This is a genomic window from Limosilactobacillus ingluviei str. Autruche 4, assembly GCF_000312405.1.
Classification (GTDB): domain Bacteria; phylum Bacillota; class Bacilli; order Lactobacillales; family Lactobacillaceae; genus Limosilactobacillus; species Limosilactobacillus ingluviei.
In genome coordinates, this window is sequence record NZ_HE997177.1 from 1 (window position 1) to 13,857 (window position 13,857).

General features: G+C 53.0%; 17 protein-coding genes. 2 read left to right on the top strand and 15 right to left on the bottom strand.

Translation table 11 applies throughout. The features are described from left to right. Window positions 1-465: 465 nt before the first annotated feature. Window positions 466-1,119, top strand: a complete 654-nt coding sequence (locus tag BN54_RS08745) for a VTT domain-containing protein (protein ID WP_019206818.1) — start codon at window positions 466-468, stop codon at window positions 1,117-1,119. On the opposite strand, the gene BN54_RS10080 is transcribed toward BN54_RS08745, so the two are convergent. The 15 genes from BN54_RS10080 to ccpA all read right to left on the bottom strand — a co-directional run bounded on the left by BN54_RS10080 (window position 1,036) and on the right by ccpA (window position 12,538). Continuing rightward, entirely contained in the window at window positions 1,036-1,704 is a 669-nt protein-coding gene (locus BN54_RS10080; protein WP_162258979.1) for a lipoprotein intramolecular transacylase Lit, read from the bottom strand. The two genes, BN54_RS08745 and BN54_RS10080, sit on opposite strands and share 84 nt — an antisense overlap. A 10-nt stretch (window positions 1,705-1,714) precedes the next feature. Continuing rightward, window positions 1,715-2,494 (bottom strand): TIGR01457 family HAD-type hydrolase, encoded by a 780-nt coding sequence (locus BN54_RS08750; RefSeq protein WP_019206819.1) that lies wholly within the window; start codon window positions 2,492-2,494, stop codon window positions 1,715-1,717. A 2-nt stretch (window positions 2,495-2,496) separates the two neighbouring features. Then, window positions 2,497-3,009 carry a YutD family protein gene (locus BN54_RS08755; RefSeq protein ID WP_019206820.1) on the bottom strand — a complete coding sequence of 171 codons (513 nt, stop codon included), beginning with the start codon at window positions 3,007-3,009 and terminating at the stop codon, window positions 2,497-2,499. A 4-nt stretch (window positions 3,010-3,013) separates the two neighbouring features. After that, window positions 3,014-3,634 (bottom strand): metallophosphoesterase, encoded by a 621-nt coding sequence (locus BN54_RS08760; RefSeq protein WP_019206821.1) that lies wholly within the window; start codon window positions 3,632-3,634, stop codon window positions 3,014-3,016. An 80-nt stretch (window positions 3,635-3,714) separates the two neighbouring features. Then, a complete protein-coding gene (locus BN54_RS08765; protein ID WP_019206822.1) occupies window positions 3,715-4,908 on the bottom strand; it encodes an acetate/propionate family kinase in 1,194 nt (397 codons plus the stop codon). A gap of 15 nt (window positions 4,909-4,923) precedes the next feature. Further along, on the bottom strand, window positions 4,924-5,943 hold the full coding sequence (locus BN54_RS08770; RefSeq protein ID WP_367587267.1) for a class I SAM-dependent methyltransferase: 1,020 nt from the start codon (window positions 5,941-5,943) through the stop codon (window positions 4,924-4,926). A gap of 145 nt (window positions 5,944-6,088) precedes the next feature. After that, a complete protein-coding gene (locus BN54_RS08775) occupies window positions 6,089-6,667 on the bottom strand; it encodes a hypothetical protein (protein WP_019206824.1) in 579 nt (192 codons plus the stop codon). Beyond that, window positions 6,664-6,954: a hypothetical protein gene (locus BN54_RS08780; RefSeq protein WP_019206825.1), complete on the bottom strand. Its 291-nt coding sequence runs from the start codon at window positions 6,952-6,954 to the stop codon at window positions 6,664-6,666. Before BN54_RS08780 ends, BN54_RS08775 begins: the two co-directional genes overlap by 4 nt. Then, window positions 6,914-7,375: a type II secretion system protein gene (locus BN54_RS08785; protein ID WP_019206826.1), complete on the bottom strand. Its 462-nt coding sequence runs from the start codon at window positions 7,373-7,375 to the stop codon at window positions 6,914-6,916. The genes BN54_RS08780 and BN54_RS08785 overlap by 41 nt, the downstream gene beginning before the upstream one ends. Continuing rightward, a complete protein-coding gene (locus tag BN54_RS08790; protein ID WP_019206827.1) occupies window positions 7,372-7,692 on the bottom strand; it encodes a competence type IV pilus major pilin ComGC in 321 nt (106 codons plus the stop codon). The genes BN54_RS08785 and BN54_RS08790 overlap by 4 nt, the downstream gene beginning before the upstream one ends. Continuing rightward, complete coding sequence (locus BN54_RS08795) at window positions 7,693-8,676, bottom strand: type II secretion system F family protein (protein WP_019206828.1); 984 nt, start codon at window positions 8,674-8,676, stop codon at window positions 7,693-7,695. Between the two features lies 1 nt (window position 8,677). Continuing rightward, entirely contained in the window at window positions 8,678-9,664 is a 987-nt protein-coding gene (comGA, locus tag BN54_RS08800) for a competence type IV pilus ATPase ComGA (RefSeq protein ID WP_019206829.1), read from the bottom strand. Between the two features lie 198 nt (window positions 9,665-9,862). After that, window positions 9,863-10,591: a YebC/PmpR family DNA-binding transcriptional regulator gene (locus BN54_RS08805; protein ID WP_019206830.1), complete on the bottom strand. Its 729-nt coding sequence runs from the start codon at window positions 10,589-10,591 to the stop codon at window positions 9,863-9,865. Between the two features lie 77 nt (window positions 10,592-10,668). Continuing rightward, entirely contained in the window at window positions 10,669-11,508 is an 840-nt protein-coding gene (locus BN54_RS08810; protein WP_155818382.1) for a hypothetical protein, read from the bottom strand. Window positions 11,509-11,512: 4 nt separating this feature from the next. Further along, window positions 11,513-12,538 (bottom strand): catabolite control protein A, encoded by a 1,026-nt coding sequence (ccpA, locus tag BN54_RS08815; RefSeq protein WP_019206832.1) that lies wholly within the window; start codon window positions 12,536-12,538, stop codon window positions 11,513-11,515. Window positions 12,539-12,707: 169 nt separating this feature from the next. On the opposite strand from ccpA, the gene BN54_RS08820 reads away from it, so the two are divergent. After that, window positions 12,708-13,802 carry a M24 family metallopeptidase gene (locus BN54_RS08820; protein ID WP_019206833.1) on the top strand — a complete coding sequence of 365 codons (1,095 nt, stop codon included), beginning with the start codon at window positions 12,708-12,710 and terminating at the stop codon, window positions 13,800-13,802. The last annotated feature ends 55 nt before the right edge of the window (window positions 13,803-13,857 follow it).

Sequence of the window (13,857 nt, forward strand, 5' to 3'; positions counted from 1 at the left end):
TTAGCGCTTAATTATTATATCATCGATTCATTTCGATGTCAAGAACTTTTTTAATTAATTTTCGAAGCTCTCGATTGATTAGCTGCATCAGCAACTCTTATATGTTATCAAATCATCAACTCACTGTCAACAACTTTTTTTAAATTATTTAGAGCTGACCAGCAGTGATTTATTTAACTGCCGTGACAACGATATCTAATATACCGGGTTTCCCTTGGATTGTCAAAGGGTTTTGTAAAATAAATCCTGCTTTTTTAAGTTGATGAACATTATTGCTAATCTTCTCCTCAATAACCCATAAAAAGCGAATAATAAAATCTTAAAAATCCCGCGTAATTCGATTTTTTCTAAGCAACGCGGCGACGAATTTATAAGGATACTTAAAGTCAACTAAGGAAACTTCACTTTTCTAGACGAGACTGCTAGAATTTAGCGGTAACTACCATTAATTCGTAAGGAGTAACCATGACCACATTAATTGATTTTATTCTTCACATCGATGTCCACCTGATTCAAATCGTCAATGCCTTTGGTGATTGGAGCTACCTCATCCTCTTTTTAATCATCTTTATCGAAACCGGGGCCGTCATCATGCCCTTCTTGCCCGGCGACTCGCTCCTGTTTGCCGCCAGTGCCTTGGCTGCCGATCCCCGGTATGGCTTAAACATTTGGCTGTTCGCCCTCCTCTTTTTAATCGCTTGCATTAGTGGGGACTCGCTTAACTTCTACTTGGGGCAAAAAGTCGGTCGTTCCCTGTCCAGCCACTCCTGGTTTGGCCGTTTAATCGATAAGCAAAGTCTGGCGAAAGCTGAGCAATTCTTTGAACGGCAAGGCGCACCGGCCATTATCCTCGCCCGCTTCATGCCAATTATCCGGACCTTTGCCCCGTTTGCGGCCGCTGGTTCGGGCTTCCCGTATCGCAAGTTCATCCGCTTTAGTTTAATTGGCTGCGTTACTTGGGTTGTTCTCTGCTGTGGCGGGGGCTACTTCTTTGGCAATCTGCCCTTTGTACAAGAGCACTTCTCCTTAATCATCCTAGCGATCATCGTCGTCACCCTGATTCCCGCGATCGTCGGTGGCATCAAGGCCCGGTTGAGCAGCACGAAGGAAACGGACTAACTGGTGTTCAAGGCGCCGCAAGCTTGCCCATAACCCCAAGCCCGTCAACATTACCCACACGACAAAATAACGCCAAAAGAAACCACTGGTCAGGAGTCGAATAATCGGCTCCTTTTTTGGTGTAAACACCCAATCCCGGTTAGCAAAGATCAATTCATGAAACCGCCAAAACCCGGTCCCAAAGTTCAAAATCAATAGGCCCGCCAGTGTCCCCAACCACGGTAACAGCCACCGCAATAAGCTGGGCAGGCGCCATAATTGATAAGTGCGAGAAGCCCGCCTTAATAACCAGCCACTCCCCACCCCGGCACTAACCGTTAACAGCAAGCCACCCCTCACTAGCATCCGCACCTCTTGAAAATGATGCTGCCCGGCCGGGGCCAAGGGCAGCCACCGAAAAGTCAAACGCGGCGTCGCTGAAAGCAAAAAATGAATAATCCGCCCGTATTCGCGAAGCTGCTGGTGCCACGTTAAACCATAAAAATGAGTGGGGTGGGCCAATAACAAGGGTGACACCAACAAGGTTACCAAAAAGGCGCTGCCTAAGATCGTTAACCCCAACAAGAGGAGCGTTAGCAGCGCCAAACTGGTTTCTTTAAATGAGGTGCCATTCATCAAGGGTCGGTACCGTATGGGTCGGTTGCTGCGCTTGTTTGGCCACTTGGGCGGGCGTCGAAACCCCCGTATAGACCAGGAGGGTATCAATTCCGGTGTGGATCCCAGCTAAAATGTCGGTCTGGTAGTTATCCCCCACCATCACTACATCGGCTTTAGCCAGGCCGCTCTTTTGCAAGGCCAACTCCATAATCAATGGCTCGGGCTTGCCGATCATGATTGGTTTGATTCCTTTAACGGCCGTCGCATAGGCCACTAACTGGATTAAGGCCCCCGCCCCCGGGGTCAGGCCCTTTTCGTTCGGGAGGTTGCTGTCAGCATTGGTGCCAATAAAAGTGCTCCCAGCTAAGATATTTAATACCGCCGTTTCCAATTTGGCATAGGTCACCTGGGTATCCAGCCCCACCACCACATAGCTGGGGTGGTCCGCTGTCAGGGTAAAGCCCGCCGCTTGAATGGCCGTCTTTAGCCCCACTTCCCCCACCACGTAGGCCGTCTTCGGCCGGTCAGTCACCGTCGCCTTAAGATAATCAGCCGTCGCTAGCGCCGTCGTATAAATTTCCGTGGCGTAAGCCTCAATCCCGTGGTTGCGGCTTAAATTTTGGGCAACCGCCTCCGGTGCCTTCGTACTATTGTTAGTGACAAACAGGATCTGTTTCCCCGCAGCCCGTAACCGGTCAATAAAGCGGGGGGCCGCAGGAATTTTTTCCTTCCCCTTGTACATCGTGCCATCTAAGTCAATAAAATACCCTTGATACATCCTTACTTCCTTTCTGTCACCCGGTGGGTGCGCTTACCACTTTTAATCCGCCGGACCCGCCGCTTGGGGCGTCCCTTTTCATGATTTCGGGAATTAGCGGTGTGATCCTTATTGCCGGCGCGTTTTTTGCTCCGATTCAAATAGCGCGGAATCTGAACATCCTCATTTTGAATCACAAAATACGCACAGCCAAAGTTGCAATCTTCCACCAAGTAATCCTGAATCGTCGCTACCCCGCGCTCGGGAGTGTACAGCCGGTTTTCGGGCGCATAAAAACCGCGCAAGCGCAGTTGATCAAAGCCCCAATCCCCCACAATATAATCGTATTTGCTCAACACGGTGCTAAACCGATCCGCCAGGGCCGCCGGATCAAAGGCCCCCCGGTGGTCAGCCACTAATACGTACGGATGCTGGTTAAGGGTGAAGTGGGTCGCGTCTTGACGTTCAATCACAAAGGCACCGGCCCGTTCCGCCCGGCGCTTTTCACTATACAAAGTAAATTGCGTTCGATTCATACCGTTATTCCTTTCCCTGTTGTTGCGCAGCCAACCAGGTCGCTTTCTTTGCCGCGATGGTTTCAACTTCAGCCATCGATAAGGGCGTCCCGAAGGGCACTGGCTGGGCCAAGAAATTTAATTCTGGCGCATCCACTCCCACGTTGAGATTGGTTGCGTACGGCAATTGGTAATGATGGATATGGCCATGTAAATTGCGAATTTGGGGCGCAATGCCCAATAAGAGGGGATAGTGGGTCAAATAATACTGGCGGTGATTATACTTGATCAGTTTCCCCACATCGTGCAGCTCAAACTTTGCCTGCCCCGCCACGGTCACATTGTGGGCGGCCAAATACTTGAACAAACTCCGGCGGTCGTGGTTTCCCTTGAGCAGGACCAAGCGGCCATTTAGCGCCATTAAGCGTTCATAAATCGCCGCGTTAACCACTTTTTCGGGGCGGTGAAGATCCACGGCAATGTCGCCCAAATGATAAACCACATCGGTCGGTTTTACCCGCGCGTTCCAGTGGTCGATAATGGCTTGATCCATCGCTGCCGTGGTCGCAAAGGGCCGGGGCGCAAACTCATCCATGCCCAATAAATTTTCGTCCATTAAATGGGTATCGGAAATTACATATTGCATCTAACCACCCTTTCCAATTATGTACAAAGGGAGTGGAAGCATGGCCTCCCACTCCCTTTTTTAACTAGTCTCCTTAAGGCTTAAGCTTGCTTGAGGCGTTCGATATCACGAACGATCATCAATTCTTCGTCGGTTGGAATCAAGAAGGACTTCACCGTCGCGTCTGCGCTGGAAATGTCGCGTTCTTCGCCCCGGACGTTGTTCTTTTCTGGATCAATCCCCAGCCCAAAGCTCTTCAACTGGTCCGCCACCGCTTGCCGGAATTCAATGTCGTTTTCGCCGACCCCGGCCGTAAAGACAATCGCATCCGTGTGGCCCAATTCTGCCATGTAAGAACCGATGTAGCGCACAATCCGGTTTTCAAAGATGTCCAAGGCCAGTTGGGCTTGTTCGTTGCCTTCTTCTGCGGCTGCTTGAACGTCGCGCATGTCACTGGAAATCCCGGATAAGCCCAGCAAGCCGGACTTGTGGTTCAAAATGTCAACCATTTCGTCGCTGGAAATCCCCAGCTTGTTTTCCATGAAGTTAACCAAGGATGGGGCCACATCCCCGGACCGGGTGGCCATGGTAATCCCGGCCAATGGCGTGAAGCCCATTGACGTGTCATAAGACTTCCCGTTCTTGATTGCCGTAATGGAAGCCCCGGCCCCAATGTGGCAAGTGATCAGATTTAATTCTTCTAATGGCTTGCCCAACAAAGCAGCGGCCCGGCTGGCAACGTAACGGTGGCTGGTCCCGTGGGCCCCGTACTTGCGGGCCCCGTACTTTTCATACCATTCGTATGGCAAGCTGTACAAAGCATTCATCTTTGGCATCGACGTGTGGAAGGACGTGTCAAAGACCGCAATGGCAAAGGCATCCGGCAAGACTTGCTTGAAGGCCTTGATCCCGATTAATTCCGCTGGGTTGTGCAGTGGTGCATATTCGGCCAAGGCATCAATCTTAGCCATCACATCATCATCAATCACCGCGGAATCTTTGAAGAATTCACCCCCGGCCACGATCCGGTGACCAACGGCCGTAATTTCGTTGAATTCCTTAACAATCCCCAAGTTGGTTAATTGCTTGAGCAAGTATTCTACGGCCACCCCGTGATCCTTAAAGGGGGTTTCTTCATCGTGAACTTGGCCATCCCCGTACTTGATCTTGGCGTGACCCATTTCCAAACCGATCCGTTCGATCAGCCCTTCGGCAAGGACTTCTTCGCTTGGCATATCGAACAACTTAAACTTAACGGTAGAACTTCCGGCATTAACTGCAAGTGACTTTGACATACGTAATACTCTCCTTTAACTTTCGTGCGTCAGGTTCGTGGCCATCCACTGGTCAACTTCGGCCATAAACTTCTTAAAACCGACTTGATCCTTAAACGATGGGAACGTCCCCAACAACACCTTGGCTGCCTGGTGACTATCAGCTCCGTGACGTTGCAACAACAGAATCGACTTGGCCGCTTGGGGACTGGCAAAGAGTTCGGATGGTAAGTTCACCAACCCTTGCAAGTAAGCAACCGACTGGATCCATTCCACCAACCCCTTGGTCTCTTTCGTCTTAAACAAACTGCTTGGGACCAAGAACAAGCCAAACCCACCGGGGGCCAGGTAATTAGTCGCCTGCTCAATCATTAAATGATGAACGTAGGAATGGCCTTCCTGAGCCCGGGTCCGGTAGTTAGTCGTGTTGGCGTCCAAGGGATAGTAGCCGACCGGCAAGTCGCTGACCACCAGGTCCACCAACGGCACGTCCAAAGCTTGGATCGCATCTTGGTGCAACAGGGTCACCGGTTGCTTTTGCAATTCCGCGCTGACGCTGGCGGCCGCGAGCATCGTCTCGTCGTTATCAATCCCAAAGCCCTGCAAAGGTTGGCCCAAATCCTGCTTTAACCGGTTCATCACCGTGTATAAGAGGTTGCCCACCCCAACAGCCAAGTCCAACACGGACTGCGGCGTTTGGTGGCGCGCTAACCGTTCCACTAACGCGGCCATCAACAGCCCCAAGGTGTCCGGGGTCATTTGATGGTTGGCTTGGAATTGGTCTTGCCGCATCACCTTTAACAAAGCGAGCTGTAAGAACTTCCGGATCGTTTCGGGATCCGCGCTGGCTAAATCTATTTTAGCATATAAAGCGCTTACTTGATCCGCCGTCGCCTGGTCAGGCACACCGTCTTCAATCCGCACCTTGCCGCCATCCACCAGGTTCTCCGCATTTTCCAGGAAGGCATCCATCCGCGAACTGCGCAAGGCCCCCTGAAGCAGGCCAGTCGCCTCATCAAATGGGGTAAAGAGTTGTTCTGGAGTTTGTGGTACCAGTCTAAGTCGCTCCCTTCTGCATTCTTTTGCAACACCACTAGTTTACTGATTTTTACCACTAAATTCAAGCACTTACGGGCCGGGACTTGGATAATCATTCGTCTTTTTCCCCGTGGCGGCCCCCATTTGGTGCGCCTTGGTCAGGTTAGTTTGGGTCTGTCGGTCGAACTGGCGCACCAATTGCTGGTTGATCTGCCGTTGTTGGGCCAGGTACTGCACGTTGAAGAGGGTCACCGTCGCAATCGCGCTCAGCAGGAGAATCACGGTCAATAGCGCGTGGCCGGCTGGGCGCGGGTGGTTGAAATTGAACAATTGCTTCATGCCTCCTTTGATCGGTCGTCGTCAAACTCAGGGCGACTTCATGGTCATTGAGCATTCGCCAGGCCACCGTGGACGATTGGACCTTAATCAGCAAGGGAATGTAACCCCCGCTGCTCCCCTTGAGGGCTAAGGGCCCGATTGGCCGGGGATCGGCTGTGACCTTAAACAAGCGCCCCCGCCGATCCCGCAAGATAAGGCCGGTCTGGCCCGCTTCGACTAAGGTAAAGGCGTAGCGGTCCCCTTCTAAGAGGGCGACGGCTTCGTACCAGTCAGTTTCTGACGATAAGGTCAGCTTGGTCTGGCGGTTTAAGGTCTGAACGGTCATTTCAATCAGCAGTACCGTCACAGCCAAAACGATCAGCCCCAATAAGGCATCTGCAAGGGTAAAGGCGCGGCGTTTCATGGGCGCCACTCCTTGAGTAAGGTTTGTTGTTTCCAAACCCGGACGTAATTAGGCGTCGCCTCGGCGCGCAACCCTTGCCGGCTGATGGTAGCCTCAGGCTGGCCAGTGGCGACTTGGGTGCTGACCTCCTTGGCCAAGCGGGCGACAGTCAAGGCCTGGTCCATTTGCTGGCGTTGCTCTTTGATGGCGGCGACATTAACCATCAAAAAGGTCAAGGCCACCGTTAAAATTGTCAGGGCAATTAAGTTATTGGCCGTCAGAAAGCCGGCCCGGTGTCGTTTGAACAAATTTATACGCTCCTCCCATTTGAATCCGTACTTCATAACGCGCGCCAGTCTGCCGATCGATAAAGCCGATCGTGCCCGGGGTTGTGTAGCCATCAGTTTGCAAATTCCAGCCGGTTTTCCCCGGCGTAACCAACGTTAAACTTCCGGGCACCGCTAAATCCTTGCGTTGCGTGTGGTGGGCACTATGCCAGATAAAACAGATCTGACGTGAATCGAATAAGACCTTCACCGAACTGGCCCGCTGACTCACCCGGGCGTGGACTGCCGCCGCCTGCCACTGTTGCTCGAGCTGCTTAAAAAAGCGTTGCTGCTCCCAGACCTGGTAGCCGCGAATCGCGCGGGGCGTCACCAGCCAGAAACTGGCTGCCACGATCCCCAAAACCAAAAGCATTTCGACCAGGGTAAAAGCCGGCCGTCTCATTGTTTAACCGCCTTTCCCCCTTGGATGACGATCTTTTCTTTCTGGGCTTTCGCTACCTGGGCCGCCGTTAAATAATCGCCCCCTTCCAAGTCGGCATAACTATTGACGCTTTGGCCGGTATTATTTTCATACAGGTCGATCTGGGTTTGGACGACGTTGACCATGGCGTCTTCGTGGACCCGGGTGGCGTGCTTGCGCTGGGCCGCCAAATTAGGCAAAATAATCAGAATCAACAAGGCAATAATAAACAAGACAGTTGCCATCTCAACTAATGTGAAAGCGCTACGTTTACGCATTTTAACTAAAAAATTTTTCATTTATTTCACCACCGCAATTGATTGATAAATTGGCAACAACAAACTTAAATACATCCCCAAAATCCCCAGGGCGACGATCAAAAACAAGACCGGCTGCACCAGGGTCAACCAGCTTTCCACCTGGCGGGTTAAGCGCTGAAACTGGAGCCGGGCAAAGACCGCCAATTCTTGGCCAAGCTGCTGATTGGTCCACCCCCGCCCCAGCAGGGCAACGAGTTCATCGGGCAAACAGGGCTGACTTTGAATCAACGCCGGTAGGGCGGCGCCACTGCTCCCCTGCACCTGGAGCTGCTGGCCTAATTGATAGAGCAAGGTGGTCGGCTCCGCTTGTTGCAAAAGGGCACAAATCTCTTTGAGCGACAGCCCCTGGCGCACTAACAGCGCTAAGTTGCTCACCAAATAGTAGCTAAAGTACAACTGGACCAGCCGCCCCACCCCGGGTAAGCGACACAGGGCGTTGACTTGGTTTAACCGCGGTTGGCGGCGCCAGGCCAGATACCGCCAGCCCCCCAGCAGTCCCAAGGCCCCCAGCGCCCCCAACAGGGCTTGCAGCGCCATCACCAGGCCTGTCGGCAGCTGCCAGGCTTGCCAGGACTGCAATTCCGGGTAAACATACAGCCGCAAGACCACCCCGAGCCCGACCAATAAGGCTAACAAGAGCACGGGGTACTGCAAGAGGGCTCGCAACTTTTGCTTTTCCTTCGTTCGCAGCGTCAAATAAGTGCTTAATTCCCCGAGGGCCTGGGTCAATTCCCCGTGGCGTTCTGCCAATTGCAATTGGACGGCTTGATCAGCCGTTACCCACGGTCGGACCGCCGTCGCAAAGCTGATCCCCTGGCTTAAGTTGGTCGCCACGTAATCAATTACCGGCGCTTGCTTAGGCATGATTACCTTGGCAAAACTCAACGCCCGGCGCAGGGGAAAGCCAACCTTTAACATATCGACCAGCAAGCTGAACCACTGGGCCAACTGCCGCTCGCTCAATCTAGCCCGCCGAATAGCGCGTGGCCGTAGCGGCCGTAATTTGGCCCGTGGCTTGGGCCTGCGCCAACCTCGTTTGCCAAGCATCGCTCATTCCTCCTTTCGGTGGTTCCGCCAAGACCAACGGCAGGGCCGCAGCCGTTAACAAGTCAAACAACACGGCCATCCCCCCAGCGGCTTGTTCAATCAACCGTTGGTAGCAAACCAGACTGACGGTTTGGTCCAGGTAGTGCTCGCTCACTCCAAGCTGCTTGAGGCGGGCCAGCACCCCCGCCGCCGAACGGGCGTGGACCGTCGCCAGGACTAAATGGCCACTAAGCGCCGCCCGGGTGGCAATCTGCGCCGTTTCCGGATCACGAATCTCGCCAATGATAAAGATATCAGGACGGTGGCGCAGCCCAACCCGTAACAAATCTTGGTAGCCCATCTGGGCCAACTCATTGACTTGCAGCTGGATAAAGGCCGGTTCGTCAATTTCGACGGGATCTTCAATCGTCATAATGACGTGATCCTCCTTCAACTCGCGGGCCAGCCGGTACATCGTCGTGGTCTTGCCCGACCCCATTGGCCCGGCAAATAAGATCAAGCCCCGCTTTTGACACGCCGCCTGCAAGGTGGTCCACTGATCGGGCACCATCAACTGGTATTGCTCAGTTAAACGGTAAATAAAGCGCACCACCAAGGATTCTTGCCCCCGGTAATCCCCCACCGTCGATAAGCGCAAATCAATCGGCGCCCCCTGATGATGGGGCCAGCGGAGCGCCCCGGTTTGGGGCCGGCGGTGTTCACTGACCGCCATATCGGCTTGGTACTTCAAATACGAAATCAACTGCTGCCCCGCTACCAGTGAATACTGGGCGATCAGCTCCAGCTTGCCACTGGTCAGGGTCAACAACTGGTAGGCCCGCTCACGGGGCAACAGGTACAGGTCCGAAGCCCGCTGGTCAATCGCCGTGGCCAGGGTCTTCGTAAAATTGCGTTCTAAATCCAAAAAAAATCCCCCCTTTTACTTTATAGATACGTCAAACGGGCGGATTTTTAATTATTTATTTAAAAATATTTTCAAAGCCTCGTGAGCGTGATTTAACCGCTCCTCATGGCTAAAATTATTCAGGACGAATTTATCAAATTTGTCTAATTAATTTGGGGCGTAAAAAAACAGGCCCCCGTATGGAGACCTGTCGGCAAATTATTCGGCGATGTAAGCCGCTTCGTAAACGTCGGCCACGTCGTCGTTGTTTTCTAATTCATCGATCAAGTGTTGGTATTGACCAACCTTGTCGGCTGGCACTTGCGTCTTGTTTTCTGGGATCATCGTCACTTCGGCCGTGTCCAGTTCGTAACCTTGTTCTTGCAAGGCATCCCGTACTGCCGTCATGGCACTAGGATCCGTAAAGATTTGGAACTTGTCGTCGGTTGCCTTCATGTCGTCGGCCCCGGCTTCCAAAGCATCCATCAAGACTTCATCTTCATCCTTGTCCAACCCATCACGCAAGATTTCGATCAAGCCCAGTCGGTTAAACATGTAGGAAACCGACCCGTTGGCCCCTAAGGAACCACCAGAGTGCGTGAAGGCAGACCGAATGGCAGCGGCCGTCCGGTTCTTGTTGTCCGTCAAGCAGAAGACCATCACGGCAACCCCACCAGGACCGTAGCCTTCGTAAGTGATTTCTTCGAAGTTGGCCCCACCGGCACCAGTAGCCTTGTCGATGGCCCGTTGCACGTTTTGCTTTGGCATGTTAGCCGCCCGGGCCTTTTCCATAACCAGCCGGAGTTGAGGGTTGTTGTCGGGATTCGGGTCGCCCGCCTTAGCAGCTTGGTACAAGTCACGGGAAATCTTTTGGAAAATCTTACCACGCTTAGCATCCTGCGCATTCTTACGCCCTTGGATGTTATGCCATTTTGAGTGTCCTGACATAATTAACTCCTCTTTTCTTTAATTGATAACAAAACACTAAAATTTTAGCAGTTCCTGCCGATAAATTCAAGCAAAACTTACCGGTGCCGCCAAAGTCGCCACAGCCACCGGCCCACCAGCGCCAAGGCGCCGAGCCCAATGGCCCACCCGCCCAGTTGCCAGCCCGTCGTTACGACCTGGTTGACTACCGCGGTCATCAGGCTATTGGCAATCGCGGCGCTGAAGTTAAAGGTGGCCGCTTGGCTTTGCAACAGCCAGGTTAACAGCCAGAGCAAACTCCCGCTGACCAACCCGACCACCGCCAAGTACCGCCCCAAGGCGTGGTTGAAAAATTCCCGCACTGCGCCAAGGACCACCAGCAAGCCACTCACCACCAAGGTCACACTGGCCACTTGCTTGGCGACCTGCAAATTCTGCTGGACCGTTTTTAGCTCACTGGTATTTAGCTGAGCGTTAACGGCGGTATTGACCGTTGCGGCAACCCCCGCCGTCAGTTCCGTTGGGACCTGTACCCCATAGACCGACAGGGCGTTATCCGCCCGCCGACTGGCCCGCTCGGTCACTGCTGAGAGATCCAAGGCCAGGGGCTGATCCTGGTAGACCTCCGTAATCAACTGCCGCAAGACCGCCTTGGTATCGGTCGCGGTAATCAAATTCGTCAGCCCATACTGGGTTAAACCACTGTTCAGCTCACTTTGGACCGTTGCCACGACCGTCGGCGTCGTCAGCGTCGTTTTGGCCGTTTGCTCACTTAAGACCGTCTGCTGGGCCCACCAACTGCCCAGGAAGAAAACAGCGGCAAGGACCGCCACTAAGTGCAACCCCACATGCTTGGGGCGCTTTGAAGCACCCGGCTGGGGCATCCTTGGCGTCGATCGTTGTCGCCGTAACGCTTCACGCGAAAGTTCAGTTGTCATCGGTCTAGTGCGTCGTTTGCCGCTTGACGAAGCCGTGGTTCAAGATAATGCTGGACCCTTCGATCGTCGTAGCTTCTTGGCTTTCTTCTTGGTCACCGTTCATCAGCTTGGTCAACAGCCGCATCGAGACAGCCCCAATATCGTACAGCGGTTGGGTAATCGACGTCAGCATCGGCCGGGTCACTTCGGCCAGCTTGGTGTCGTTCCCGGTAATCAACTGGAATTCGCCCGGCACGTCAACGCCCAGGTCCGTTAACCCGTTTAATAGCCCTGCCGCAATCCCATCATCACTGACAAAGGCGGCGTCGACCCCAGCGTTTTTGATCGTTTCAGCTAATTCGTAGCCCTCACTGTATGAATCATGGGCTTCAAAGATCAACCCATCATCAAAGGCCACGCCAGCTGCTTCCAACGCGGCTTGGTAACCTGGAATCCGGAAGTCCTTGTTGACCGTCGTTAATTGCGAGCCAATTACCAAGGCGACCTTCTTAGCTTCGTGTTCGAGCAAGTAGGTCGTGGCTTCTTGGGTCGCCTTGCGGTAGTCGATGCGTACCGTCGCCAAATCGGCGTCGTTAGTCATGGAACCGGCGACGACGACCGGAATCGTTGAATTTTCAAATTCAGTTTGCAGTTCCGGCGTAATGTCGTGCCCCATAAAAATGATCCCGTCGACTTGCTTGGCCATCATGCTGCGCACAACTTGCAAAGCCTTCCCGTCATCAGCATCGGAGTTGGTCAAAATCATATTGTACTTGTACATTGAGGCGATGTCATCAATCCCCAAGGCCAAGCGGGCAAAGTAGTCGTTGGTAACCGAAGGAATCACTACCCCCACCGTGGTAGTCTTCTTGCTGGCTAACCCCCGGGCTACGGCGTTGGGCCGGTAGTTGAGTTCCTTAATTACTTCTAAAACTTTTTTACGTGTTTCAGGTTTCACATTCGGATTCCCGTTCACGACCCGGGAAACCGTCGCCATTGAAACCCGGGCTTCGCGCGCCACTGTGTAGATCGTTACTGACTGCTTCTTCATTTCTTAGCGCCCCTTTCTGCTTAGTCTGGTGTGTTTTCATGCTTCTTTCATTTCGCAACAATCAATATATCAAAGTTCCTGTGAAAGCGCAAATCAAAACTCTGAAGTGGTATAATTGTTACCAAATGTTCATTTTTCTTTAATCAAAACGTTAGGAGGCTGCGCTTTAATGAACAAACTACACCAACTTCGTCAAACAATTACCGATCAAGGGTTAGCGGTCGCTTACATCAGTGATCCGATGACGATCAAGTACCTGACCGGCTTTTACAGTGATCCGGTTGAGCGGGTCTTGGCCTTACTCGTCTTTGCCGATCACGATCCCTTCCTCTTTGCACCGGCCTTAGAGGTCGAAGCCATCAAGCAATCGGGCTGGGCGTACCCGGTCTACGGCTACTTAGACCACGAACAGCCTTATCAAATGATTGCCGATCAGGTCAAGCGCCGCGTCGCCGACCCCCAAAATTGGGGCGCCGAACTGGGCTTTTTAACCGTCGCCCGGCTGCGCGCCCTCCAAGAAAATTTCCCGCACGCCAAGTTTGACTTTGACCTGACGCCGGCCATTGAACAGATGCGCCTGCTCAAGGATGACCAAGAAATTGCTACCCTCAAAGAAGCCGGCAAGTGGGCGGATTTCGCGCTGGAAGTCGGTTTTAAAGCCGTCCACCCTGGCGTCAGCGAACAAGCCGTGGCGGCCGACTTGGAATACGCCCTGAAGCAACACGGGATCATGAACATGAGCTTTGACACCCTGATTCAAGCCGGTGCCCACGCGGCTGAACCCCACGGTGCCACTTCCGATCGCTTGATCAAAGAAGGCGACTTGGTCCTCTTTGATTTAGGGACGGTCTACGATGGCTACATCAGCGACGTCTCGCGGACGGTGGCCGTCGGCGAAATTACCAAGCAACAACAAGAAATTTATCAGGTCTGCTTGGAAGCCCAATTAACCGCCCAGGCCGCCGCTAAGCCGGGGATGACCGCGGCCGAACTGGACGCCATTGCCCGCCAAGTGATTGAAAAGGCCGGCTACGGCGAATACTTTATCCACCGGCTCGGTCACGGGATGGGGATGAGTGAGCACGAATTTCCATCCATTATGGAAGGCAACGACCTCCAACTCCAACCTGGCATGTGCTTCTCAATCGAACCGGGGATTTACATGCCGGGGATCGCTGGGGTGCGGATTGAAGACTGCGTCCACATTACCCCAACCGGCTGTGAACCCTTTACCCACACCACCAAAGCACTTCAGACCCTATAATTACCAGTCCAACCAAAAAACGCTAAAGCTTCAGCGGCTACGCTGAGCTTTAGCG